At 41.2% G+C, this 24,103-nt stretch carries 20 protein-coding genes; 17 read left to right on the top strand and 3 right to left on the bottom strand.

Features of this window, described 5'->3' with window-relative positions; translation table 11 throughout:
• Nucleotides 1-76 precede the first annotated feature (76 nt).
• Entirely contained in the window at nt 77-280 is a 204-nt protein-coding gene (locus tag HNQ85_RS15135) for a 2-hydroxymuconate tautomerase (RefSeq protein ID WP_343046552.1), read from the bottom strand.
• Nucleotides 281-393: 113 nt separating this feature from the next.
• Between HNQ85_RS15135 and HNQ85_RS15130 the strand changes: the two genes are divergently transcribed.
• Both HNQ85_RS15130 and HNQ85_RS15125 read left to right on the top strand, forming a co-directional pair.
• Nucleotides 394-1,062 carry a site-2 protease family protein gene (locus HNQ85_RS15130; protein ID WP_181538568.1) on the top strand — a complete coding sequence of 223 codons (669 nt, stop codon included), beginning with the start codon at nt 394-396 and terminating at the stop codon, nt 1,060-1,062.
• A 21-nt stretch (nt 1,063-1,083) separates the two neighbouring features.
• Entirely contained in the window at nt 1,084-1,590 is a 507-nt protein-coding gene (locus HNQ85_RS15125; protein WP_181538567.1) for a YwhD family protein, read from the top strand.
• Nucleotides 1,591-1,756: 166 nt separating this feature from the next.
• Here the strand turns inward: HNQ85_RS15125 and HNQ85_RS15120 are convergent, their stop codons facing one another.
• Complete coding sequence (locus HNQ85_RS15120) at nt 1,757-3,820, bottom strand: transglycosylase domain-containing protein (protein WP_181538566.1); 2,064 nt, start codon at nt 3,818-3,820, stop codon at nt 1,757-1,759.
• A gap of 331 nt (nt 3,821-4,151) precedes the next feature.
• On the opposite strand from HNQ85_RS15120, the gene speE reads away from it, so the two are divergent.
• The 6 genes from speE (at nt 4,152) to HNQ85_RS15090 (ending at nt 9,071) form a co-directional block, all read left to right on the top strand.
• Nucleotides 4,152-4,982: a polyamine aminopropyltransferase gene (gene speE, locus HNQ85_RS15115; protein ID WP_181538565.1), complete on the top strand. Its 831-nt coding sequence runs from the start codon at nt 4,152-4,154 to the stop codon at nt 4,980-4,982.
• A 112-nt stretch (nt 4,983-5,094) separates the two neighbouring features.
• A complete protein-coding gene (speB, locus tag HNQ85_RS15110) occupies nt 5,095-5,976 on the top strand; it encodes an agmatinase (protein WP_181538564.1) in 882 nt (293 codons plus the stop codon).
• Nucleotides 5,977-6,111: 135 nt separating this feature from the next.
• On the top strand, nt 6,112-6,513 hold the full coding sequence (locus HNQ85_RS15105; RefSeq protein ID WP_181538563.1) for a cytochrome-c oxidase: 402 nt from the start codon (nt 6,112-6,114) through the stop codon (nt 6,511-6,513).
• A 199-nt stretch (nt 6,514-6,712) separates the two neighbouring features.
• A complete protein-coding gene (locus HNQ85_RS15100; RefSeq protein WP_181538562.1) occupies nt 6,713-7,150 on the top strand; it encodes a DUF1934 family protein in 438 nt (145 codons plus the stop codon).
• The gene (argS, locus tag HNQ85_RS15095; RefSeq protein WP_181538561.1) at nt 7,147-8,817 is read left to right on the top strand and encodes an arginine--tRNA ligase; all 1,671 of its coding nucleotides are present in this window, start codon (nt 7,147-7,149) and stop codon (nt 8,815-8,817) included. Before HNQ85_RS15100 ends, argS begins: the two co-directional genes overlap by 4 nt.
• A gap of 86 nt (nt 8,818-8,903) precedes the next feature.
• Entirely contained in the window at nt 8,904-9,071 is a 168-nt protein-coding gene (locus tag HNQ85_RS15090) for a DUF1427 family protein (RefSeq protein WP_181538560.1), read from the top strand.
• 57 nt (nt 9,072-9,128) lie between these two features.
• Here the strand turns inward: HNQ85_RS15090 and cls are convergent, their stop codons facing one another.
• A complete protein-coding gene (cls, locus tag HNQ85_RS15085) occupies nt 9,129-10,319 on the bottom strand; it encodes a cardiolipin synthase (RefSeq protein WP_181538559.1) in 1,191 nt (396 codons plus the stop codon).
• 206 nt (nt 10,320-10,525) lie between these two features.
• Between cls and HNQ85_RS15080 the strand changes: the two genes are divergently transcribed.
• From HNQ85_RS15080 to HNQ85_RS15040, 9 genes are all read left to right on the top strand, one after another.
• Nucleotides 10,526-12,610 (top strand): heterodisulfide reductase-related iron-sulfur binding cluster, encoded by a 2,085-nt coding sequence (locus HNQ85_RS15080; protein WP_181538558.1) that lies wholly within the window; start codon nt 10,526-10,528, stop codon nt 12,608-12,610.
• Between the two features lie 281 nt (nt 12,611-12,891).
• Nucleotides 12,892-14,073, top strand: coding sequence for an acetyl-CoA C-acetyltransferase (locus tag HNQ85_RS15075; RefSeq protein ID WP_181538557.1), 1,182 nt, complete (start codon nt 12,892-12,894; stop codon nt 14,071-14,073).
• 125 nt (nt 14,074-14,198) lie between these two features.
• Nucleotides 14,199-15,050: a 3-hydroxybutyryl-CoA dehydrogenase gene (locus HNQ85_RS15070; protein ID WP_181538556.1), complete on the top strand. Its 852-nt coding sequence runs from the start codon at nt 14,199-14,201 to the stop codon at nt 15,048-15,050.
• Nucleotides 15,051-15,085: 35 nt separating this feature from the next.
• Complete coding sequence (locus HNQ85_RS15065) at nt 15,086-16,219, top strand: acyl-CoA dehydrogenase (RefSeq protein ID WP_181538555.1); 1,134 nt, start codon at nt 15,086-15,088, stop codon at nt 16,217-16,219.
• Nucleotides 16,220-16,231: 12 nt separating this feature from the next.
• A complete protein-coding gene (locus HNQ85_RS15060; protein ID WP_181538554.1) occupies nt 16,232-17,371 on the top strand; it encodes an acyl-CoA dehydrogenase in 1,140 nt (379 codons plus the stop codon).
• A gap of 84 nt (nt 17,372-17,455) precedes the next feature.
• Nucleotides 17,456-18,085 carry a TetR/AcrR family transcriptional regulator gene (locus tag HNQ85_RS15055; protein ID WP_181538553.1) on the top strand — a complete coding sequence of 210 codons (630 nt, stop codon included), beginning with the start codon at nt 17,456-17,458 and terminating at the stop codon, nt 18,083-18,085.
• A 14-nt stretch (nt 18,086-18,099) separates the two neighbouring features.
• Entirely contained in the window at nt 18,100-21,357 is a 3,258-nt protein-coding gene (gene icmF, locus HNQ85_RS15050; protein WP_181538552.1) for a fused isobutyryl-CoA mutase/GTPase IcmF, read from the top strand.
• Nucleotides 21,358-21,640: 283 nt separating this feature from the next.
• Nucleotides 21,641-22,192, top strand: coding sequence for a DNA-directed RNA polymerase subunit delta (gene rpoE, locus HNQ85_RS15045; protein ID WP_181538551.1), 552 nt, complete (start codon nt 21,641-21,643; stop codon nt 22,190-22,192).
• A gap of 202 nt (nt 22,193-22,394) precedes the next feature.
• Entirely contained in the window at nt 22,395-23,990 is a 1,596-nt protein-coding gene (locus HNQ85_RS15040) for a CTP synthase (protein WP_181538550.1), read from the top strand.
• Nucleotides 23,991-24,103 lie beyond the last annotated feature (113 nt).

The raw sequence follows: 24,103 nt of genomic DNA, 5'->3' as shown, positions 1-24,103 counted from the left end.
TAATATTCGTTTTTTCGTAGATATGCAATAAAAAAATATCGAGAAGCCGCATGTTAGCTTCCCGACATTATGTGCCTTATTCGTCGCTTAAACGTTTGCCGCCAATGGCATAATGGTTTTTTGACATTTCTTCAATAAATACAACAATTTTTTCTTTTGGTGCACCGGTTGTTTCGGCAACTGCTTCTGTTACTTTTTCTACAAGTGCTTTCTTTTGCTCTTCTGTACGGCCTTCAAGCATTTTTACAGTTACGTAAGGCATGGAACTCTTCTCCTTTATGATGAAGTTTGCAAATTTATTATACCATTTTCAATGGAAAAAATCGTTTAGTCATTGTTTTAGTATTGATAAAGAATCATGTATACTGTTGATGAGGATAGTAGAAAGAAGGAGTGGAAAATTTGCTGCCGTACTCGATTCAAGAAATTCCGTATGTATTTATGGCGTTAGCGATGGCTTTTTCTGTGCATGAATTTGCCCATGCATATACAGCGTATAAATTTGGCGATTCGACTGCTAAAAATCAAGGAAGATTAACGTTGTCGCCGCTTGCTCATTTAGATTTGCTCGGTACGCTGCTCATTTTTATTGCTGGGTTTGGCTGGGCAAGACCTGTGCCAGTGAATCGCTACAATTTTAAAAATCCGCGTCTGGCAGGCATTCTTGTCTCATTTGCCGGACCGCTTAGTAATTTAATGTTGGCAGCGCTCGGTTTTGCTGTTTGGTACAGCATGATGGGCTTTGGAATTCTTGATATGATTCCAGATTGGTTTGCCGCAGGTTTTGATCAGTTTTTTCAAATTTTTATCGGCTTGAATGTCGTATTATTTATTTTTAACTTATTGCCATTCCCGCCTTTAGACGGCTATCGAATTATTGAAGATTTAGCGCCGAATGATGTGCGGGTGAAAATGTCGCAATTTGAAAATTACGGTGCCCTTATTTTTCTTGTTCTTGTGTTAACACCGCTCGACCAATATACGATTCAGCCAATTTTTCATGTGGTGATTCCGTTTATTATTCAAATGCTTCATTCGATTTTTTCTGGACTTATGATGTAGATTGTGAAGGGGGACGAGTCAATGGAACAAAAAAAGAAAAAACTCGGTTTTAACATTATTAAAAATGACCCTACGGATGGACATGGCGGTTTTGGCGTAGGAACGTTAAGTTTAGAAAATGTCTCTCCTGTCATTATCGATATTGAAGCGGGAGAAGCGTTTGTTGATATGGGAGCGATGCACGCGCGTAGCGTTGTTGAAAAGGGGATTAAATTTACACCGAATCGTGAAGAAGTTCCAAACGGAAAACCATACTGGCTTGTATGGGTGACAATTGACCGCAAGGCGGAGGGACCTTACTATGCAGGGGTTGCTGCTTGTGAAATGACGGTTGACCGCGAAACGCGCCGCGGCTATAAATCGTTGCCGGAACACGTAAACCGTATGGATAAATCATTAAAGCGTCATATTATCGTCGAGCATATGGATGAAAAGTCGAAAAAGGTACTTGCTGACTTTTTAAAGAACCATGACATTGAAATGTGGAACCGTTCAAGTGAGGAATTAAAGAAAGGTTTGCTGGCATAAAATTAGTTTTTGGAATATTTTACCTTATATGTGAAGGTTTTGTGAACGACCTTCCGTCAAGACTTGAGCTTTTAATGGAAAAAGAGTAAACTAAATCTAAATGTGTAACACAATATAAAACTAGGACACGAAAATCCCCAAGCGTTTTGCTTGGGGATTTTCATGTTTAGAACCAGTTCAATATTTTTTCAAGCCAATTTTTCTTTTCTTTGTTTTCATTTGATTCTTTCTGTTTTGTTTTATGATGAATGTGATCGGTACAATATTCTGATGGCTCTGTGCCAGCGATATAGTAAGTAAGGCGTCTCACTGGGCAAGCTTTTGTCGCCAGCTTTCCGTTGTCAGGATTAATGTAGACACCGACGACTCCTTCGGTCGGCTTAAATGCCTTGACCGGTTTTCCCTCGAGTCCTTCTTCCATAAAGTGAGCCCAAATTTTTTTCGCGTATTGCTTTTCAGCCACTTTGTCAATCGTTTGACCTTTATCATATCCCGTCCATACTCCGGCAACAAGCTGCGGTGTATAGCCAATCATCCAACTATCTGTTTTCGTCGTTCCTGATTTGCCAGCATAAGGTCGGGTTATTTCTTTCGCAATCGTTTGTCCGGTAACAGAAGTATAATCGTTTAACCGCGAATCAAACATTCCTGTCATTAGTTGGGTTGTTACATAGGCCACATCTCGGTCAAGAATTTGCTCTTCGCTTTTTTTATGCTCATAAATCGTTTCGCCTTGATAATTAACCACTTTTTTAATAAATACAGGCCCAGCTTTTTTTCCGTTATTTGCGATAATGCTGTAGGCGTTGACCATATCAATCACTTTCACCGGTGATGTTCCTAATGCCAGGGATGGTACCTCTTTTAATTTGCTTGTAATTCCTAATTGTTTGGCCGTTTTCACAAGTTCCTCTTCACCGATAAACAGATGTGTTTTTACGGCAAAGACGTTATCAGAAAGGGCAATGGCCTGCGCGAGTGTAATCGTATCATTTGCATAATAGTTATTATAGTTGCGCGGTGTGTATGTCGATTTTCCGTTGTCAAAAGTAAAGGTTGTAGGCTCGCTTCGCATTTCTGTCGAAGGAGTAAACCCTTTTTTGAGCGCTGCGTAGTAAAGAAACGGTTTAAATGTAGAGCCAGGTTGCCGCTCTGCCTGAACAGCGCGATTAAAAGTGCTTTTTTCATAATCCCGTCCGCCGATTAGTGCTTTCACCTCTCCAGTGTGCGGCTCCATAGCGATAAAAGCGACTTGGATATCGGAATTTTTATCGATGGTTTCGTTGATGTGTTTTTCAGCAATTGCTTGCAGTTTTGGATCGAGAGAGGTGTAAACTCGTAAACCGCCCATTTCAATAGTCTGTTCGTCAATTCCTAAGTCATTTTTAAGTACATGATTAACAATGTCCTGGAAGTAAGGAGCAACTTGTTTTTTTTCCACTTCATGATTGCGGGAGTACACGAGAGGTGTCTCGTAGGCTTTTTCCGCTTCTTTTTTGCTAATATAACCGGCTTTCACCATCGACGTTAAAACGGCTTTTTGACGTTGTTTTGCTCGTTTTTCATTAATGAGAGGCGAATAGTAATAAGGACCCTTTGGAATCCCTGCCAACATGCTTGCCTCGCTTAATGTTAATTGCTTCGCTGTTTTACTGAAATAATAATTAGCGGCTGCTTCGATGCCGTATGCACCGTGACCATAGTAAATGGTGTTTAAGTAGCCTTCTAAAATTTCGTTTTTGCTGTAGTTTGCTTCAAGTCGAATTGTATAAAGCGCTTCTTGAAATTTCCTTGCCCATGTTTTGTTGTGGCTTAAAAATAAATTACGGGCGTACTGTTGCGTAATTGTACTTGCGCCTTGTATTTTTGCCATTGCTTTTATATCAGCAAGCGCTGCAGCAGCAATTCGTTTCATGTCAAAGCCATAATGCTCAAAAAATTTGCGATCCTCAACGGCAATGGTTGCGTTAATAAGGGTAGGAGATATTTGGTCGAGGTTGACCCAATAACGTTTTTGCCCGTTATGGCTTTCGCCAATTTTTGAACCATCGTCTGCATAAAAAATGGTTGTTTGCGGCACTGCTAAAGGTGGAGCTCCTTCGATTTTAGCAAATGCAATGACGCCGATAATGCCAATGCTGAATAAGATTGCTAGGATAAGGCTCACAAAAGCAAAAGCACGAATATATTTCAACGTTCCTCTAAATCGGTTACTCGGGATGATTTCCAAGGTAAATCTCACCTCATATATATTTCTTAATAATAGTTACGAATTTGTTTTTAGTTAGTATGAGGAGATTTTTCCTATTTTAAACGTTTTTCTAGCAATTTTTACTTGAAATTTTGCTAGATTACTCTATACTTTTTCATGTTTGGTTTTTTGTTTGTAAGGAAAAGATAAAATATCAGTTAAAATTGTCGAAAAGGTCTATCTTTTTTGGTGAAAGTGGAATATTCTTAATAATGATTTGATGAGGAAAGATCGAAGCCGAGAACCAGACTAAAAAAACAAGTAAATGATAAGTATAACTTTTGATATTTATGAAGAAAGGGTGTTCATCATGGAACTATGGTTTACGGAAAAACAGACAGAAAACTTTGGAATTACAGCAAAAATTAAGCGTACTTTACATACAGAACAAACAGAATTTCAAAAGCTCGACATGGTGGAGACAGAAGAGTTTGGCAACATGCTTATTTTAGACGGCATGGTCATGACAACACAAAAAGATGAGTTCGTCTATCATGAAATGGTAGCACACGTTCCTTTATTTACGCATCCAAATCCAGAAAACGTGCTTGTTGTTGGCGGCGGAGACGGTGGCGTTATCCGCGAAGTATTAAAACACCCGAGTGTGAAAAAAGCAACATTAGTTGAAATCGACGGGAAAGTTATCGAATATTCCAAAAAATATCTTCCTGAGATTGCTGGAAAATTAGATGATCCTCGCGTGGAAGTGAAAGTAGATGATGGTTTCATGCATATCGCGCAAAGTGAGAACGAATATGACGTCATTATGGTTGACTCTACAGAGCCTGTTGGCCCAGCGGTGAACTTATTTACAAAAGGATTCTATGCAGGCATTGCGAAAGCATTAAAAGAAGACGGTATTTTTGTTGCACAGACAGACAATCCGTGGTTCAAAGCTGACTTAATTAAAAACGTACAAAGAGATGTGCGCGAAATCTTCCCGATTACACGTCTATATATCGCCAACATTCCAACATATCCAAGCGGCATGTGGACATTTACAATCGGTTCGAAAAAATATGATCCATTAGAAGTTAGCGATGAACGCTTCCATGACATCGACACAAAATACTACACAAAAGAACTTCACAAAGCTTGCTTTGTTTTACCAAAATTTGTTAAAGATTTAATCGGGGTCTGACCCCCAACACATTAACGCATTAACACTTTAAACAAGTGGGGGACAGTCCCCCACTTTATTAACGCTTTAAAGCAACGGGGGTCTGACCCCCACATAATAAGGAGGTATTGTAATGCGGTTTGATGAGGCTTATTCTGGCAATGTGTTTATTAAGAGTCATCCAAATTTTGAGGAAAGTGAAGCGGTTATTTACGGCATGCCGATGGACTGGACAGTTAGCTATCGTCCAGGTTCGCGTTTCGGTCCGGCGCGCATTCGTGAAGTATCTATCGGTCTTGAAGAGTATAGCCCTTATTTAGACCGTGAACTAGAGGAAGTAAAATACTTCGATGCTGGTGATATTCCACTTCCATTCGGTAACGCACAGCGCAGCTTAGATATGATTGAAGAATTTGTTGATAAAATTTTAGCAGCAGACAAATTCCCGCTTGGTCTTGGTGGCGAACACTTGGTCTCTTGGCCTGTTATTAAGGCGATGTACAAAAAATATCCTGATTTAGCGATTATTCATATGGACGCGCATACAGACTTGCGTGAACAATATGAAGGTGAGCCGCTTTCCCACTCGACACCAATTCGTAAGGCAGCCGAATTGATCGGACCAACAAACGTATATTCTTTTGGAATTCGTTCCGGTATGAAAGAAGAATTTGAATGGGCAAAAGAAAACGGCATGTACATCGCAAAATTTGAAGTATTAGAGCCGTTAAAAGAAGTTCTTCCAAAACTCGCTGGACGTCCTGTATATGTGACGATTGACATTGACGTATTAGACCCAGCGCATGCTCCTGGAACGGGTACAGTTGATGCCGGCGGTATTACGTCAAAAGAACTACTTGCTGCTATCCATGAGATTGCTAAGTCTGATGTGAAAGTAGTCGGTGCCGACTTAGTAGAGGTAGCTCCTGTTTACGATCACTCTGAGCAAACAGCCAACACAGCAAGCAAACTCGTTCGTGAAATGATTCTTGGTTGGGTGCAAAAAAGAAAATAATGCACAAGACCCTTGCCTGCATAGGCGAGGGTCTTTTTTTGTTTATAAAATTCACACAAAAAAACATAAACAATTTTTCTTTGCAATAAAAATGTACTAGTTCTATTTTCATAATAAAAAATAAGGAGAGATGATATGGGGATCCGCTTAGTGAAAATCTCTGTCATTTATTTTGCGATTGGTGTCTGTCTCGGGCTCTATATGTCCATCTCGCACTCATTCACTTTGACCCCTGTTCATGTGCACATGAATTTACTTGGTTGGACTGCGTTAACACTTGCAGGAATTTTGTATCATTTATTTCCGCAAACGGCTTCAACGAAATTAGCGAAAACGCATTTTTGGCTGCATAACATTGGACTCCCGCTAATGATGGGTGGTTTAGCATTTGTCGTCAATGGTAAAACAGCATTGATTCCTGTTACGGCTGCTGGAGGTACGATTGTAACCATCAGTGTCCTTATTTTTACAATGAACATGTTACTCCATTTAAAAGAGGCCCAAGTCGATACGAATAAGAATCAAACGTTAGGTTGACTGATTAAGGTCAGATTCTCTCTAATGAACACCATATATCACGATGTATATGGTGATAGAGGAGTCTGGCCCTTTGTTTATGAGTTAGATAAAATGTTTTCTGTATCAAAATGATTCCTTGTTGGCTTGGCTCTTGAATATCATGAAAAAATTCATTTATACTATTTAAGTTATAGAGTATAGTAAGGAAGTGTATGTTGTGGACAAAACAACGGGTACTCCAATTCATTTAAAGCAAGTCACAGAAATTCGAGATGGTTTCCGCAAAGAGACTGTTGCATTCGAAACAAATGGTCTATACTACTTAAAAGGAAACACTATATATTTGAGTTTTGATGAAGAACAAGAAGTGGGAAAAGTGAAAACCGTTATAAAAATTACCGACGCGGAAGTGACCGTACTCCGCTCTGGTGCGGTTAACATGCGTCATGTATTTCGAAAAAGCAAAGAGACCACTGGAAATTATCAAAGTCCGCTCGGTCATTTTACAATGAAAACCAAAACCGAAAACGTGCAATATCAATATAATGAAAAGACAAAAAAAGGACAGTTATTTTTTTCTTACATATTGCAGCTGCAAAATCAACAAGCAGGGCGTTATTCCATTACGATTACGTTCAGGGAGGCAAAATTATGAACATCGTTGAACAGATGAAAGAAAAAATTAAGGAAGAAATTAAAGCTGCTGTCTTAAAAGCGGGATTAGCGACAGAAGAGCAAATTCCAAACGTCATTCTAGAAGTGCCAAAAGATAAAGCACATGGTGACTACTCAACGAACATGGCGATGCAGCTTGCGCGCGTCGCGAAAAAAGCACCGCGTATGATTGCGGAAGATATCGTCAACAACTTTGACAAAACAAAAGCATCCATTGAAAAAATCGAAATCGCTGGCCCTGGCTTCATCAACTTCTACATGAACAACAGCTATTTAACGGACTTAATTCCTGCGATTATAAAAGCAGGCGCGTCTTATGGGGAGACAAATGTCGGACAAGGACAAAAAGTGCAAGTCGAGTTCGTTTCCGCGAACCCAACAGGGAACCTGCATTTAGGACATGCGCGCGGTGCGGCTGTCGGCGACTCGCTATGCAACATTTTAGCAAAAGCGGGATTTGATGTAACTCGCGAGTACTATATTAATGACGCCGGAAATCAAATCTATAACTTAGCAAAATCAATCGAAGCGCGTTATTTCCAAGCATTAGGCATGGATAAAGAAATGCCAGAAGACGGTTATTACGGGGACGACATTATCGAAATCGGTAAAAAGCTCGCTGAAGAACATGGCGACAAGTACGTTCATATAGACGAACAGGAACGTTTAACATTGTTCCGCGAGTATGGATTAAAATATGAGCTAGACAAGATTAAAAAAGACTTAGAAGATTTCCGTGTTACGTTTGATGTCTGGTATTCTGAGACATCGCTGTACCATAACGGCAAAATTGACGAAGCATTAGCGACACTTCGTGAGAAGGGCCATGTTTATGAAAAGGATGGCGCGACATGGTTCCGCTCGACATCATTTGGTGATGACAAAGACCGCGTCCTTATTAAGCAGGATGGATCATATACGTATTTAATGCCAGATATCGCTTATCACCAAGATAAGCTAAAACGTGGCTTCCAAAAAATTATTAATATTTGGGGAGCTGACCATCATGGATACATTCCACGCATGAAAGCGGCGATTCAGGCGCTGGGATATGATCCGGATATGCTTGAAGTTGAAATCATTCAGCTTGTCAGCTTGTACCAAAACGGCGAAAAAGTAAAAATGAGCAAGCGTACAGGCAAAGCGGTGACAATGCGCGACTTAATGGAAGAGGTCGGACTTGACGCGACACGTTATTTCTTTGCGATGCGCTCAAGCGACACACACCTTGACTTTGACATGGACTTAGCTGTTTCTAAATCAAATGAAAACCCTGTTTACTATGCACAATATGCGCATGCGCGCGTATGCAGCATTCTTCGTCAAGGAGAAGAGCAAAACTTATCTTACGAAGGAGAACTGCAACTAGATTATATTCAGTCTGAAAAAGAGATTGAGCTGTTGAAAAAGTTAGGTGAATTTCCAGCTGCTGTATCTGAGGCAGCATTAAAACGCATGCCTCACCGCATTACGAACTATATTTTTGATTTAGCTTCAGCATTACATAGTTTCTATAATGCGGAAAAAGTATTAGATCCAGAAAACAAAGAGAAAAGCCGCGCCCGTCTGGCATTAATGAAGGCGGTGCAAATTACATTGCAAAACGCGTTGGCACTTGTTGGAGTATCGGCACCTGAGAAAATGTAATCATGAATGAGACCCTCTTCTTTTACGAGTAGAGGGTCTTTTTCTTGTAAATAATATCAGCAAAATGGACTTGGAGGTCGATAAAAGTGAAAGAAGTGATCTTATCCTTGCTAACCGGCATGATTGTCGGCTTTCTATTCGCATTATTAAGACTGCCAATTCCAGCTCCACCAGCATTGGCAGGGATTATGGGGATTGTTGGTATTTATTTAGGCATGAAAGTATTTCAGTGGATAGCCCCTTTATTGAAGTAAATATGGTGAATAGCTACTTTAAAAAAGTTGAGGGGATTCCCCCCAACTTTTTTCGCTTTACAATAATCCAGAGATTAACATAGAAACAGATTCTTTTCCCCGTTCCCATAATGTCCGTTTCCGCCAAAAATCAAGCGTCAGTTTTTCCGCATCAGCAAAGTCTTGATTCACAGCTGTCCTAACGGTCTTTATAAATTGCTTATCATGAATATAGCAATTGATTTCGCTGTTAAGGAAAAAGCTTCGCTTATCAAAATTCGCAGTTCCAATATCACACAGCTTGTCATCAATAATAATTACTTTTGCGTGATAAAATCCTTGATAAAAACGATAAATATGTGCTCCTGCTTTAAGCAGGCGGTAAAAGTATGGAAAAGCAGCTTCTTTTACTAAAGGGTGGTCAGCCTTTAGTGGTACAAGAATCATCACTTTTACACCGCGGTGCAAAGCGTCTAATAGAGCCTTCATTACTTTCTTACTTGGAATGAAATACGGGCTCCCAATAATTAATTCTTTTTTTGCTTGATGAATTAAGTGAACGTAGTCATTTTCTAAAAAATGACCATTTGTCGCAATGAATTTATGGGGAATAGTTCCGGACTCGACCTCTGGAAAATAATCGTTTTTTGAAACTAATTTTTCTTTTGTCGCTACAGCCCAATCATCAAAAAATTGTGTTTGTAAATCTTGTACACCTTCACCAGTTACTTTTAAATGATAATCCCGCCACTCTCCGAATTTCGGATCTTGTCCAATATACTCTTTGCCAATATTAAAGCCGCCGATGTATCCTATTTTTCCATCGATCACTGTAATTTTTCGGTGATTTCTTCGGTTCAGTTTATAAAAAAAATAGGGAAATGTCGGTCGATGAGTGTAGGCAAACTTTACGCCACTCTCCTGTAACGAACGAATCACTGTTTTCGGAAGGCCAAAGCTTCCAATTCGATCAACAAGGAGGCGCACTTCTACGCCTTCTTTTGCTTTTTGTTTTAAAAGGTCGTAAAACTGTTGACTAATGTGATCTGTTTTCACAATATAAAACAAAATATGGATATGATGTTTTGCTTGCTGAATCGCTTCAAAGTAATCATTAAACAGCCGTTTTCCATGTTTAAAAAACGTGAGATTGCTGTTTCGCATCGGATATTCTTTCTGTGCTGTCTTAGACCGGTATATTTTTTGTCCAAGCTTGTCATCAAGAACGATTAACAATAATAAAATAACAATAAAAAGAAGAACGACCATTTCATTCCCTCCCGCTAGTTTCCGTTAATTATTAACTTTCCCTTCTTAGCTTGAATCAATGATGGGATAACTTGTCAAAAAAATGTTGTTGACTGAATGCTCATTCACCCATAAAATAGACTCAAGAATACAATTCTGAAAATTTATTTTGTTGTAAATATTTTTAATTAAAGAAATGTTAATTGAGGGGGAAAGGGGAGTCAACGGTGAACGGGTTACTGCTTATTAATTTTATTGCGTTTTTGCTTGTAACCGCTTACGGGGTGTATTTATTTACTTATTTGGTGAAAACGAGAATGATCTACATTAAACTCGGTAAAAAAGTAGAATTTGACCAAAAAGTAAAAGAGCGCTTAGAAAAAATCTGGATCAATGTTTTTGGGCAGAAAAAGTTATTGAAAGATAAAAAAAGCGGAATCATTCACGTGATGTTTTTTTACGGTTTTATTCTTGTCCAATTCGGTGCGATTGACTTCATCATTAAAGGATTAGTGCCGGGGACTCATCTTCCGCTTGGTCCGCTTTATCCTGCCTTTACGTTTTTCCAAGAAATTGTTACGTTGCTCATTTTAGTTGCGGTGTTTTGGGCATTTTATCGCCGCTATATTGAAAAGCTTGTTCGTTTAAAACGCGATTTTAAAGCAGGCTTAGTATTAATTTTTATCGGTGGCCTTATGCTTTCCGTATTGTTTGGTAACGGAATGAGCATCGTTTGGCACGGCGAAGAGATAAAATGGAGCGAACCTGTCGCCTCAGCGATTGCCGTTGCATTCCAATGGATAGGGAAAACAGGCGCGGCTGTCCTTTTCTATGTTTCTTGGTGGGTACATTTATTGATTTTACTTACATTTCTAGTGTACGTGCCCCAATCCAAGCATGCGCACTTAATTGCTGGTCCTGTGAATGTGTTTTTTAGCCGTTTGTCTAGACCAAAACTTGAAAAAATCGATTTTGAAGATGAAACACAAGAATCATTTGGTGTCGGGAAAATCGAAGACTTTAAGCAAACACAGCTGATTGATTTATACGCTTGTGTTGAGTGCGGTCGCTGTACAAATATGTGTCCGGCGACGGGAACAGGAAAAATGCTTTCGCCAATGGATTTAATTTTAAAGTTGCGCGACCATTTAACTGAAAAAGGTGCAGCAGTCACATCAAGAGCGCCTTGGGTGCCGACATTTGCGTTTAAAAATACAAGGGGAAATCAACTTGCTTTTGCTGCACAAGGAATGCAAGAGCAAGCAGCAACGCTAGAAATACCAAACTTGATTGGCGATGTCATTACGGAAGAAGAAATTTGGGCATGTACCACATGTCGTAACTGTGAAGACCAATGTCCGGTTATGAATGAACACGTCGATAAAATTATTGACCTTCGCCGTTATCTCGTATTAACGGAAGGAAAAATGAATCCAGATGCACAACGGGCGATGACAAACATTGAGCGCCAAGGAAACCCGTGGGGATTAAATCGCAAAGAAAAAGAAAATTGGCGTGAATTAAGAGATGATGTTCACATTCCAACAGTAAAAGAAATGCAGAAAGCTGGCGAAGAGTTTGAATATTTATTCTGGGTTGGCTCAATGGGGGCATTTGATAATCGCAGCCAAAAAATCGCTTTAGCGTTTGCGCGTCTTTTAAACGAGGCGGGTGTCAAATTTGCGATTTTAGGAAACAAAGAGAAAAACTCTGGAGATACGCCGCGCCGTCTTGGAAACGAATTTTTATTCCAGGAACTAGCAACAAACAACATTGCCGAATTTGAAAAAGCGGGCGTTAAGAAAATCGTAACCATTGACCCGCACGCTTATAACACGTTCAAAAACGAATACCCTGATTTTGGCTTAGAGGCGGAAGTATATCATCATACGGAACTGCTGGCGAAGTTGATTGATGAAGGAAAGTTAGTACCGAAGTATGAAGTCAACGAAACAATTACATTCCACGATTCATGTTACCTTGGACGCTATAACGAAGTATACGAACAACCTCGGAAGATTTTACGCTCTATCCCTGGCGTAAAACTTGTTGAGATGGAACGTAATCGCGAAACAGGAATGTGCTGTGGCGCTGGCGGCGGCCTTATGTGGATGGAGGAAACAACAGGAACGCGTATTAATGTCGCAAGAACCGAACAAGCGCTGGCGGTCAATCCAACTATTATCAGTTCCGGCTGTCCTTACTGTTTAACGATGTTGACAGATGGAACAAAAGCGAAAGAAGTAGAAGATCAAGTAGCAACTTATGATATCGCTGAATTATTAGAGAAAGCCGTATTTGGAGATAAGTAAATAAATTAAAAAAATAATGAATTATCAGTAAAATATAGTATAATAGATTTGAAGGGGATGACCGAAAAGTGTCTGACTTTGCGTGAAATCCATCCTATATAGTGTTCTTATCTATATGGTGGTCGAGGGAGTTGACACTTTACTTTAGGGTTACCCCTTCACCTAACACTATAAATCGAGCGAACGTTCAGTCGGTTGTGTAATCGTTTTCTTTAGAGTTCATGTGTCTGAACTTTAGGCATTGCCTAGTTCAACATATACATTTAAAGGGGGAGAGGAAAATGGGAAAAACGGTTATTTTAAGCGGAGTACGCACTCCATTTGGTAAATTTGGTGGCGGATTAAGCTCTTTAACAGCATCTCAATTAGGAGGGATTGCTGTAAAAGAGGCATTGTTGCGTGCTCAAGTACAAGCAGAAGAAGTCAATGAAGTGATTTTAGGAACGGTGCTTCAAGGAGGTCAAGGACAGATTCCATCTCGTCAGGCCGCTCGTTATGCAGGAATTCCTTGGGAAGTTAAAACGGAAACAATCAATAAAGTGTGCGCATCTGGTATGCGCAGTGTTACGCTTGCTGATCAAATTATTCGCGCAGGCGATGAAGAAGTCATTGTCGCGGGCGGAATGGAATCAATGAGTAATGCTCCTTACATGTTGCCGAAGGCACGTTGGGGGTTTCGCATGGGAGATTCAACAGTAAAAGATTTAATGGTACATGATGGATTAACTTGTAGTTTTAATGGTGTCCACATGGGCAACTATGGCAGCAGTACAGCACGGGAACTAGAAATCTCTCGTGAAGAGCAAGATGCTTGGGCATATCGCAGCCATCAGCGCGCTATTGCGGCCATCGAGTCTGGAAAGTTAGCTGAGGAGATCGTGCCGGTTGAAATCCCGCAGCGCAAAGGCGAGCCCCTTTTAGTCGAACACGATGAAGCGCCGCGCAAAGATACATCTATTGAAAAATTAGCGAAACTCGCTCCCGTGTTTGACCCGACAGGAACGATTACAGCAGGAAATGCCCCTGGTGTGAACGATGGAGCGGCAGCGCTTGTATTGATGAGCGAAGAGCGGGCATTGCGTGAAGGAAGAAAACCGCTGGCAACGATTCTTGCTCATACAGCAATTGCTGTTGAAGCAAAAGACTTCCCGAAAACACCGGGTCTTGTCATCAATGAATTGTTAAGAAAGACAGGCAAAACAGCAGATGAAATTGATTTATTTGAAATTAATGAAGCATTTTCCGCAGTGGCGTTAGCAAGTATCAAAATTGCTGGGTTAGACCCGGAAAAAGTCAACGTCAACGGCGGTGCAGTAGCATTAGGACACCCAATCGGTGCAAGCGGAGCACGCATTATTATTACGCTTATTCATGAGTTAAAGCGCCGCGGTGGCGGAATTGGCATTGCTTCTATTTGTAGCGGCGGCGGCCAAGGCGATGCGATTATGATCGAAGTCAACTAAAAATAGTGAGGCTGACCCAAAAGCAAAGTGTTAGACCCCACAACACAATCATGAAGTATGTGAGGTTAGACGCTGATGGGTCAGCCGTATCGTTCAAAAAATATTCGTTGATAGGGGATGGGACAATGGACGTACAAAAAATAATGGTTGTCGGTGCTGGACAAATGGGTTCTGGTATTGCCCAAGTTTGTGCCATGGCTGGATATGATGTTTTCTTGCACGACTTAAAACAAGAGTATGTGGATCGCGGACTTGCGACAATTACAAAAAATGTAACGCGTCAAGTTGAAAAAGGACGAATGACACAAGAAGAGAAAGAAAGCATTTTGAATCGAATTACTCCTTCCATTGATTTAAACAATGCAAGCAACGTCGATTTAGTCATCGAAGCCGTTGTTGAAAACATGGAAGTGAAAACAAGTATTTTCTCGCAGCTAGACGAAATTGCTCCTGAACACGCCATTTTAGCAACAAATACCTCCTCGCTACCAATCACAGAAATCGCTGCAGCAACGAAACGACCAGAAAAAGTCATCGGCATGCATTTTATGAATCCAGTTCCTGTCATGAAGCTTGTGGAAATTATTCGCGGCTTAGCAACAGCAGATGAAGTGTACCAAACAATCGAAGATATTACACACAAATTGAATAAAGTGCCAGTAGAAGTGAACGATTTCCCTGGCTTTGTGTCCAATCGCATTTTAATGCCGATGATTAACGAAGCGATTTATACGTTATATGAAGGAGTAGCGACAAAGGAAGCAATCGATGAAGTGATGAAGCTTGGAATGAATCATCCGATGGGGCCTCTAACTCTAGCAGACTTTATCGGTTTAGATACGTGCCTCTACATTATGGAAACGTTGCATGAAGGTTTTGGCGATGACAAATACCGTCCTTGCCCGCTGTTAAGAAAATATGTGAAAGCCGGTTGGCTTGGACGCAAAACAGGAAGAGGATTTTACACATACGAATAACTCATGGCTAATTTCCAACAAAGAAGGTGGCATATATGAATTTACGTTTTACAGAAGAGCAAGAAATGATGCGGAAAATGGTCAAAGAATTTGCAGAAAACGAAATTGCGCCATTTGTTGAAAGGATGGAAAAGGGAGAATTTCCGCGCGAAATTTTAAAGAAAATGGCGGAGCTCGGTTTAATGGGAATCACCATTCCTGAGGAATACGGCGGCGCGGGAATGGACTTTACTTCTTATATTATTGCGATTCATGAAATTTCTAAGGTCAGTGCGACTGTCGGTGTTATTTTATCCGTGCATACGTCTGTCGGCACAAATCCGATTCTTTATTTCGGTACGGAGGAACAAAAAAGAAAATATGTGCCGAAACTTGCAAGCGGCGAATATTTAGGAGCGTTTTGCTTGACGGAGCCAGGAGCAGGTTCCGATGCAAAAAGCTTAAAAACGAAAGCGGTTCGTCAAGGCGATTACTATATCCTTAACGGCTCAAAAGTATTCATTACAAACGGTGGTGAGGCGGACACGTATATTGTCTTTGCTCGCACCAACCCTGATGAACCGGGAAGCCGCGGCGTTTCTGCCTTTATTGTTGAAAAAGACACACCTGGATTTATTATCGGCAAAGACGAGAAAAAGATGGGACTGCACGGTTCGCGAACCGTACAAATTTCCTTTGAAGATGCAAAGGTACCAGCAGAAAATTTATTAGGCGAAGAAGGCCAAGGCTTTAAAATTGCGATGGCCAACCTTGATGTCGGCCGCATCGGCATTGCCGCACAATCGCTTGGAATTGCTGAAGCAGCATTAGAACATGCAACTGCCTATGCCAAAGAGCGGATTCAATTCGGCAAACCGATTGCTGCACAGCAAGGCGTAGCATTTAAGCTTGCTGATATGGCAACGGCGGTAGAAGCAGCGAAACTGTTAGTGTATCGTGCAGCATTTCTTCGCTCTAACGGGCTTCCATGCGGCAAAGAAGCGTCAATGGCGAAGCTGTTTGCTTCAAGAGCAGCGATGGAAAATGCGATCGAAGCGGTACAAATTTTCGGCGGGAATGGCTACACAGAAGACTATCCAGTTGAGCGCCTGTTCCGCGATGCGAAAGTTTGCGAAATTTATGAGGGAACAAGCGAAATTCAGCGCTTAGTCATCAGCAAACAGTTATAGGGGGATGGGGACATGAACTTTCAATTAACAGAAGAACATGAAATGATACGAAAAATGGTGCGTGACTTTGCGAAGAATGAAGTAGCGCCGACAGCGGCAGAGCGTGACGAAGAAGAGCGGTTTGACCGCGAGATTTTTAATAAAATGGCCGATCTCGGTTTAACAGGGATTCCTTGGCCGGAAGAATATGGCGGTATCGGCAGCGATTATTTAGCTTATGTCATTGCTGTTGAAGAATTATCAAAAGTGTGCGCTTCTACAGGTGTTACGTTATCCGCACATATTTCCTTGGCAAGCTGGCCGATTTATAAGTTTGGTACGGAAGAACAAAAACAAACATATTTGCGCGCCTTGGCCACAGGGAAAAAGTTAGGTGCTTACGGCCTTTCAGAGCCGGGAGCGGGATCGGACGTGTCTTCAATGAAGACAAGAGCAGTATTAGATGGTGACCACTATGTATTAAATGGCTCAAAAGTATGGATTACAAATGGCGGCGAAGCGGAAATTTATGTCGTGTTTGCAGTGACAGATCCAGAGAAGAAGCATAAAGGAATCAGCGCGTTCATCGTTGAAAAAGGCACGCCGGGATTCTCCATCGGTAAAAAAGAGAAAAAGCTTGGCATTCGTTCATCACCGACAACAGAGTTAATTTTTGAAGACTGCCGCATTCCGAAAGACAACCTTCTTGGACAAGAAGGAGATGGCTTTAAAATTGCGATGATGACATTAGATGGCGGACGGAATGGTATTGCAGCACAAGCAGTAGGTATTGCGCAAGGAGCATTAGATGCGGCGGTGGAATATGCGAAAGGCCGCGTTCAGTTCGGCAAACCAATCGCTGAACAACAGGGTGTTGGCTTTAAATTGGCTGATATGGCAACGGCGGTAGAAGCAGCGCGATTATTAACATATCAAGCGGCATGGCTTGAATCAAACGGTCTACCGTACGGAAAAGAATCAGCTATGGCAAAATTATTCGCTGGTGATACGGCAATGAAAGTAACCGTGGATGCGGTACAAATTTTTGGCGGATACGGTTATACGAAAGACTATCCTGTAGAACGCTTCATGCGTGATGCCAAAATTACGCAAATTTACGAAGGAACGCAGGAAATTCAACGCATTGTTATTTCCCGTATGTTAACAAAATAATGATTGGATAAATGTGAGGGGCTGACCGTCACACCATGTATGGAGCGATTGAACAGTCAGTCTCATCTGTTGTAGGTGATGACAATGAGCAAGCGTGAAGTACCAGCATCTGTTAAAGATGCGCGCCTTATTAAAAAGAGGCGTAACCAAATGATTAAAGGAGCCATTGCTCTATTTAAACAAAAAGGCTTTCATCGTACGACGACAAGAGAAATTGCGAAAGCGTCCGGCTTTAGTATCGGAACGCTTTATGAATATATTCGGCAAAAAGAAGATGTCCTTTATTTAGTATGCGACCGCATTTACGATGAAGTACGCGAGCGCATGGAAAAAGACATCGATACACATCAAGGTACGCTGGAAAGCTTTAAGTTAGCCATTGCCCATTATTTTAAAGTTGTTGATGAGCTGCAAGATGAAGTGCTTGTCATGTATCAGGAAGCGAAATCGCTAAGTAAAGAGTCTTTGCCATATGTGTTGGATAAAGAGATGCAGATGGTCGGCATGTTTGAAAACATCTTGAAACAATGCGTCGATAACGGAGTGTTTCACTTAAATGAACAAGAAATTCGCTTATTTGCTCACAACATTTTCGTTTTAGGACAAATGTGGGGATTCCGTCGTTGGGCGTTGCAGAAAATGTACACGCTTGATGAGTACATTGAGATGCAAACGAATCTATTGTTAAAGGGGATTTTGGAGAAACGGTCATAAAAGGGGGAAAAGGTATGGCACATATTTATCGTCCGAAACATCACGTTCGCTTTGTAACGGCATCCAGTTTGTTTGATGGTCATGACGCATCGATTAATATTATGCGCCGTATTTTGCAGGCAAGCGGTGCCGAGGTCATTCACTTAGGACATAACCGTTCTGTTGAGGAAATTGTCAATGCAGCGATTCAAGAAGATGTACAAGGGATTGCGGTATCTTCCTATCAAGGCGGGCATGTGGAATTTTTTAAATATATGTATGACTTGCTAAAAGAGCGCGGTGCATCGCATATCCGCATTTATGGCGGCGGTGGCGGCGTCATTATTCCTAGGGAAATAAAAGAGCTGCACGAATACGGAATTGCCCGTATTTTCTCTCCGGAAGATGGACGCGTCCTTGGGTTGCAAGGAATGATTAACGTCATGATAGAAGAGTGTGATTTTCCAACTATTAGGGAAATTACCGACGAAATTAAACGGCTGCCAAAAGGGGATGTACAGGCAATCGCCCGTTTAATTACACTTTCAGAAAACCGTATTGAAGTAACAACAGAAGCGGCGGCGACAGTCGAAAGTGTCATGGAAAAAGTGAAAGAGTTGACAAAACCAGTTCCAATCGTCGGTATTACCGGTACGGGCGGTGCTGGTAAAAGTTCATTAACAGACGAGCTCATTCGCCGTTTCTTAAACGAAATTCCAGAGAAGAAAGTAGCGGTGTTATCTATTGACCCAACGAAACAAAAAACAGGCGGTGCTCTTTTAGGCGACCGCATTCGTATGAACTCCATTAACTCGCCGCGTGTCTATATGCGCAGCTTAGCGACAAGAAATTCCCGTTCCGAGTTGTCACTTGCGATTAAAGACGCGATTAATGTTGTCAAAGCAGCTGGTTTCGACTTAATCATTGTCGAGACAAGCGGAATTGGTCAAGGTGATGCAGCGATTACGGAAGTATGCGACATTTCCATGTATGTCATGACGAGTGAATTCGGTGCACCGTCACAGCTTGAGAAAATCGATATGATTGACTATGCTGATTTAATCGTCATTAATAAATTTGAACGAAAAGGCTCCGAAGATGCGAAGCGCCAAGTGCAAAAGCAGTATCAGCGCAGCCATCAGCTCTTTGATAAAGACTTATCAGAAATGCCTGTTTACGGCACGATTGCCAGCCAGTTTAATGATCCGGGCACGAACACTTTATTTGTTGCACTCATTGATTTAATTAACAAAAAAGCAGGAACGAACTGGACGACAACATTACAAAAAGTGGATCAGGTCGAAAAGCAAAACGTCATTATTCCAAACGAACGACGCCATTACTTACGTGAAATTACTGAAACGGTTCGCAACTATCATAAAAAGGTTGATCAACAAGTGAACATTGCGCGCCGCTTGTTCCAGTTAGAAGGTGCGATTGAAGCGGTGAAAGAGCGCGAGCGAAACAAAGAAATTCTTACTTCTCTGGAAGCATTGAAACAGCATTATGAAAGTCAGCTAACTCCAGAGTCAAAACAAATTCTTGCTTCGTGGGAGGATGTAAAAGCCAAATATGCAGCGAAGCAATTTGTCACAAAAATTCGCGACAAAGAGATTGTTACAGAGCTGACAACAAAGAGCTTGTCCGGCTTAGATATTCCGAAAGTTGTACTTCCGAAATTTAAAGATTACGGCGAGATTTTGCGCTGGGTATATAAAGAAAACGTACCAGGATCCTTTCCGTTTACAGCGGGTGTATTCCCATTTAAGCGCCAAGGCGAAGATCCAAAACGGCAATTTGCTGGTGAAGGAACACCTGAACGGACAAACCGCCGCTTCCACTATTTATGTAAAGATGATCCGGCGAAGCGTTTAAGTACAGCGTTTGATTCTGTGACATTGTACGGACATGACCCGGACTATCGCCCGGACATTTTCGGGAAAATTGGCGAAAGCGGTGTCAATGTATGTACGTTAGATGACATGAAAAAGCTGTATAAAGGCTTTGATTTATGTGACCCATTAACTTCCGTTTCCATGACCATTAACGGTCCGGCGCCAATTATTTTAGCGATGTTTATGAATACGGCTATTCATCAGCAAGTAGAAAAACGTGAAGCGGAGTTAGGCCGCCCGTTAACAGAAGCGGAGTATGAAGAGGTAAAAGCGTATACGCTGCAAACGGTCCGCGGTACGGTACAAGCTGATATTCTTAAGGAAGACCAGGGACAAAACACATGCATTTTCTCAACCGAATTTGCGCTAAAAATGATGGGAGACATTCAAGAGTACTTCATTAAAAATAAAGTACGCAACTATTATTCTGTTTCGATTTCCGGCTATCATATTGCCGAAGCGGGAGCGAACCCAATTTCGCAGCTTGCGTTTACGTTGGCAAACGGCTTTACATACGTGGAGTATTATTTAAGCCGTGGCATGCATATTGATGATTTCGCGCCAAACCTCTCATTCTTCTTCAGCAACGGACTGGACCCAGAGTATACGGTGCTCGGTCGTGTGGCGCGCCGCATTTGGTCGATTGTCATGCGTGAGAAATACGGGGCAAATGAAAGAAGCCAAAAATTAAAATATCATGTTCAAACATCAGGCCGTTCGCTCCATGCGCAAGAGATTGACTTTAACGATATTCGCACAACATTGCAGGCATTGATGGCGATTCATGATAACTGCAACTCACTGCATACAAATGCGTATGATGAAGCGATTACAACGCCAACAGAAGAATCTGTCCGCCGTGCGATGGCGATTCAGCTCATCATTACAAAAGAGCATGGTTTAACGAAAAATGAAAATCCATTGCAAGGATCGTTTATTATTGAAGAGTTAACCGACTTAGTAGAAGAAGCGGTATTGAAAGAATTTGAGCGACTCAATGACCGCGGCGGTGTGTTAGGTGCGATGGAGACGCAATATCAGCGCGGAAAAATTCAAGATGAGTCAATGTATTATGAAATGAAAAAACATAGTGGAGAGCTTCCGATTATTGGCGTGAACACATATTTAAACCCAAATCCGCCATCTGAAGAAGAATTGAACAATATCCAGCTGGCGCGCGCTTCTTATGAAGAAAAAGAATTGCAAATTAAGAATTTACGTGCCTTCCACGAGCGCAATAAAGATAAAGTAGACGAGGCGCTAAAACGCTTAAAGCATGTGGCCGTAAGCGGCGGCAATATTTTTGAAGAATTGATGGAAACAGTGAAAGTCGCTAGCCTCGGTCAAATTACAAAAGCGCTATATGAAGTTGGCGGTCAATATCGCCGCAACATGTAAGACGGTCAAATAGAGGCTGACCCAGAAGTGTCTGACCTCACGCACAATCCATCATATATAGTGTTCTCAACTCATGTTATGCACTATATATTGGGGTTGAGGGGTCTGACACTTTTTAGGTCGGCCTCTTTTCGACTGTAAAAAGGAATTTTTTCAGAAACTATGAGAATGAACTAGCATAAACTCAATGAAATTGTTTATAATGAATGGTATGTATTCTAATAGGAACACGATTTACTTTTCATAAAAGTTCCACTATACATATAGAAGGGGAGTGCCTGAGTTGAGTTTGGAGCAATACTCTCAAGAAGAATTGCAAGAAATGTCACTTGTTGAGCTTGCTTACTTAGTACTGTCCGATAAAAAGGAAGCAGTGTCTTTTCAACAGCTGGTTAATGAAATTGCCGCTATCCTCCATTTATCAGAGGAAGAAGTAAGAGGGCGCATCGCACAATTTTATACAGACTTAAACATTGACGGCCGTTTTATTTGTATCGGAGAAAACCGTTGGGGATTGCGGGCATGGTATCCTTATGATCAAATTGAAGAAGAGACAGCACCAGTTGTTAAAACAACGAAGAAGAAGAAAAAAGTGCTTGATGAGTATGACGACTTTGATGAGATTGATGAAGAAGAACTTGAATATGATGCTCTCGATGACTTTGAAGATGACATCGATCTCGATGATGAAGATATAATCGATGATGAATTTGATCTTGATGATCCAGACGAATTCGATGAGGAACTTCTTGATGATGAAGAGTTTGACTTAGGCGATGAGGATCTAGAAGATGAATTAGATGTCGATGATGAAGCTGAAGAAGAGGAATTATAATTTTCTTGACTTTATATAGCGAACTATGTAGAATTTTATCTGGGCTCTTTAAAAAAGGTATTTATAAAAAATATATCGCTCCCTTACGTATTGAGTAAGCGGAGCGTTTTTTATTTTTGGCTGTTCCCTATGAAAATGAAATAGTGTCGTTTTGCGCACACTTTAAATGTTACATATATTTTTGGCAAGGGGGAAACAAAAGATGACAAAGTATATTTTCGTGACTGGCGGTGTTGTTTCATCTCTAGGAAAAGGAATTACAGCAGCCTCTTTGGGCCGTTTACTGAAAAACCGCGGTTTAAATGTAACAATTCAAAAATTTGATCCATACATTAACGTCGACCCAGGGACAATGAGTCCGTATCAACACGGAGAAGTGTTTGTCACAGATGACGGTGCGGAAACAGATTTGGATTTAGGTCACTACGAACGTTTCATTGATATTAACTTAAATAAATATAGCAATGTAACGACCGGAAAAATCTACTCTACTGTTTTGAAAAAAGAGCGCCGTGGCGATTACCTAGGCGGTACGGTGCAAGTCATCCCGCACATTACAAATGAAATTAAAGAACGGGTATTCCGTGCGGGGCGCGAAACCAATGCCGATGTCGTGATTACAGAAATCGGCGGTACGGTTGGTGACATTGAATCATTGCCGTTTTTAGAAGCGATTCGCCAAATTAAAAGCGATGTCGGCCGTGAAAATGTCATGTATATCCATTGTACGCTTGTTCCTTATATTAAAGCAGCTGGCGAAATGAAAACGAAGCCAACGCAGCATAGCGTAAAAGAACTTCGTAGCCTCGGCATTCAGCCGAACGTGATTGTTGTTCGTACAGAAATGCCGATGTCTCAAGACATGAAAGACAAAATCGCTTTATTCTGCGATATTGATCCAAAAGCTGTCATTGAAGCACGCGATGCTGATACGTTATATGCCGTTCCGTTAATGCTTCAAGAACAAAAATTAGACCAAATTGTTTGTGAACACTTAAAGCTAGATTGCAAAGAAGCAGATATGACAGAATGGAAAGCGCTTGTTGAAAAAGTGCGTAACCTTTCTAACAAAACAAAAATTGCGCTTGTTGGTAAATATGTAGAGCTTCAAGATGCATACATTTCTGTTGTTGAGGCGCTTCGTCATGCAGGTTATGCATTTGACTCAGAAGTAGAAATTAAGTGGATTAACTCTGAACATGTCAATAGCGAAAATGTTGAAGAACTCTTAAAAGATGCGGACGGTATTCTCGTACCGGGCGGCTTTGGGGACCGCGGTATTGAAGGAAAAATTGAAGCCATTCGCTATGCCCGCGAAAATAAAGTGCCGTTTCTTGGTATTTGCTTGGGAATGCAGCTGGCTTCAGTTGAATTTGCCCGCAATGTCGTCGGTTTGAAAGGCGCTCATTCATCAGAAATTGATCCAAATACACCGCATCCGATTATCGATTTACTGCCGGAGCAAAAAGAAGTCGAAGATTTAGGCGGAACATTGCGTTTAGGACTTTATCCTTGTAAGCTGACAGAAGGCACACTTGCATTTGCTGCCTATCAAGATGAAGTCATTTATGAGCGTCATCGCCATCGCTATGAATTTAATAACCAATATCGTCAAGTGATGGAGCAGCACGGTTTTGTCTTTTCTGGTACAAGCCCGGATGGCCGTTTAGTCGAAATTATTGAATTAAAAGACCATCCATGGTTTGTTGCGGCGCAATTCCATCCGGAATTTACATCTCGTCCGACGAGACCGCAGCCGCTGTTCCGTGAGTTTGTGAAAGCATCGTTAAAACAGTAGTTGAGAAAAGGGGCTGACCACTTATGATATTATCCCCTTATAGTAGACAGGAAAAAGCAAAGGCTGATACTGTTTACTATGGAGGGGTTTTTTTATGGGAAAAATCAGAAAAA

The organism is [Anoxybacillus] calidus, assembly GCF_013760845.1.
GTDB lineage: Bacteria > Bacillota > Bacilli > Bacillales > Anoxybacillaceae > Paranoxybacillus > Paranoxybacillus calidus.
This window is presented reverse-complemented; position numbering and strand designations above follow the sequence as displayed.

What these genes read in the sequence shown, in the direction of transcription:
- speB (WP_181538564.1), top strand. Translation starts at nt 5,095, where the DNA reads ATGCGGTTTGATGAGGCTTATTCTGGCAATGTGTTTATTAAGAGTCAT.
- HNQ85_RS15065 (WP_181538555.1), top strand. Translation starts at nt 15,086, where the DNA reads ATGAATTTACGTTTTACAGAAGAGCAAGAAATGATGCGGAAAATGGTC.
- argS (WP_181538561.1), top strand. Translation starts at nt 7,147, where the DNA reads ATGAACATCGTTGAACAGATGAAAGAAAAAATTAAGGAAGAAATTAAA.
- HNQ85_RS15070 (WP_181538556.1), top strand. Translation starts at nt 14,199, where the DNA reads ATGGACGTACAAAAAATAATGGTTGTCGGTGCTGGACAAATGGGTTCT.
- cls (WP_181538559.1), bottom strand. Translation starts at nt 10,319, where the DNA reads ATGGTCGTTCTTCTTTTTATTGTTATTTTATTATTGTTAATCGTTCTT.
- HNQ85_RS15125 (WP_181538567.1), top strand. Translation starts at nt 1,084, where the DNA reads ATGGAACAAAAAAAGAAAAAACTCGGTTTTAACATTATTAAAAATGAC.
- HNQ85_RS15060 (WP_181538554.1), top strand. Translation starts at nt 16,232, where the DNA reads ATGAACTTTCAATTAACAGAAGAACATGAAATGATACGAAAAATGGTG.
- HNQ85_RS15040 (WP_181538550.1), top strand. Translation starts at nt 22,395, where the DNA reads ATGACAAAGTATATTTTCGTGACTGGCGGTGTTGTTTCATCTCTAGGA.
- icmF (WP_181538552.1), top strand. Translation starts at nt 18,100, where the DNA reads ATGGCACATATTTATCGTCCGAAACATCACGTTCGCTTTGTAACGGCA.
- HNQ85_RS15105 (WP_181538563.1), top strand. Translation starts at nt 6,112, where the DNA reads ATGGGGATCCGCTTAGTGAAAATCTCTGTCATTTATTTTGCGATTGGT.
- HNQ85_RS15055 (WP_181538553.1), top strand. Translation starts at nt 17,456, where the DNA reads ATGAGCAAGCGTGAAGTACCAGCATCTGTTAAAGATGCGCGCCTTATT.
- HNQ85_RS15075 (WP_181538557.1), top strand. Translation starts at nt 12,892, where the DNA reads ATGGGAAAAACGGTTATTTTAAGCGGAGTACGCACTCCATTTGGTAAA.
- speE (WP_181538565.1), top strand. Translation starts at nt 4,152, where the DNA reads ATGGAACTATGGTTTACGGAAAAACAGACAGAAAACTTTGGAATTACA.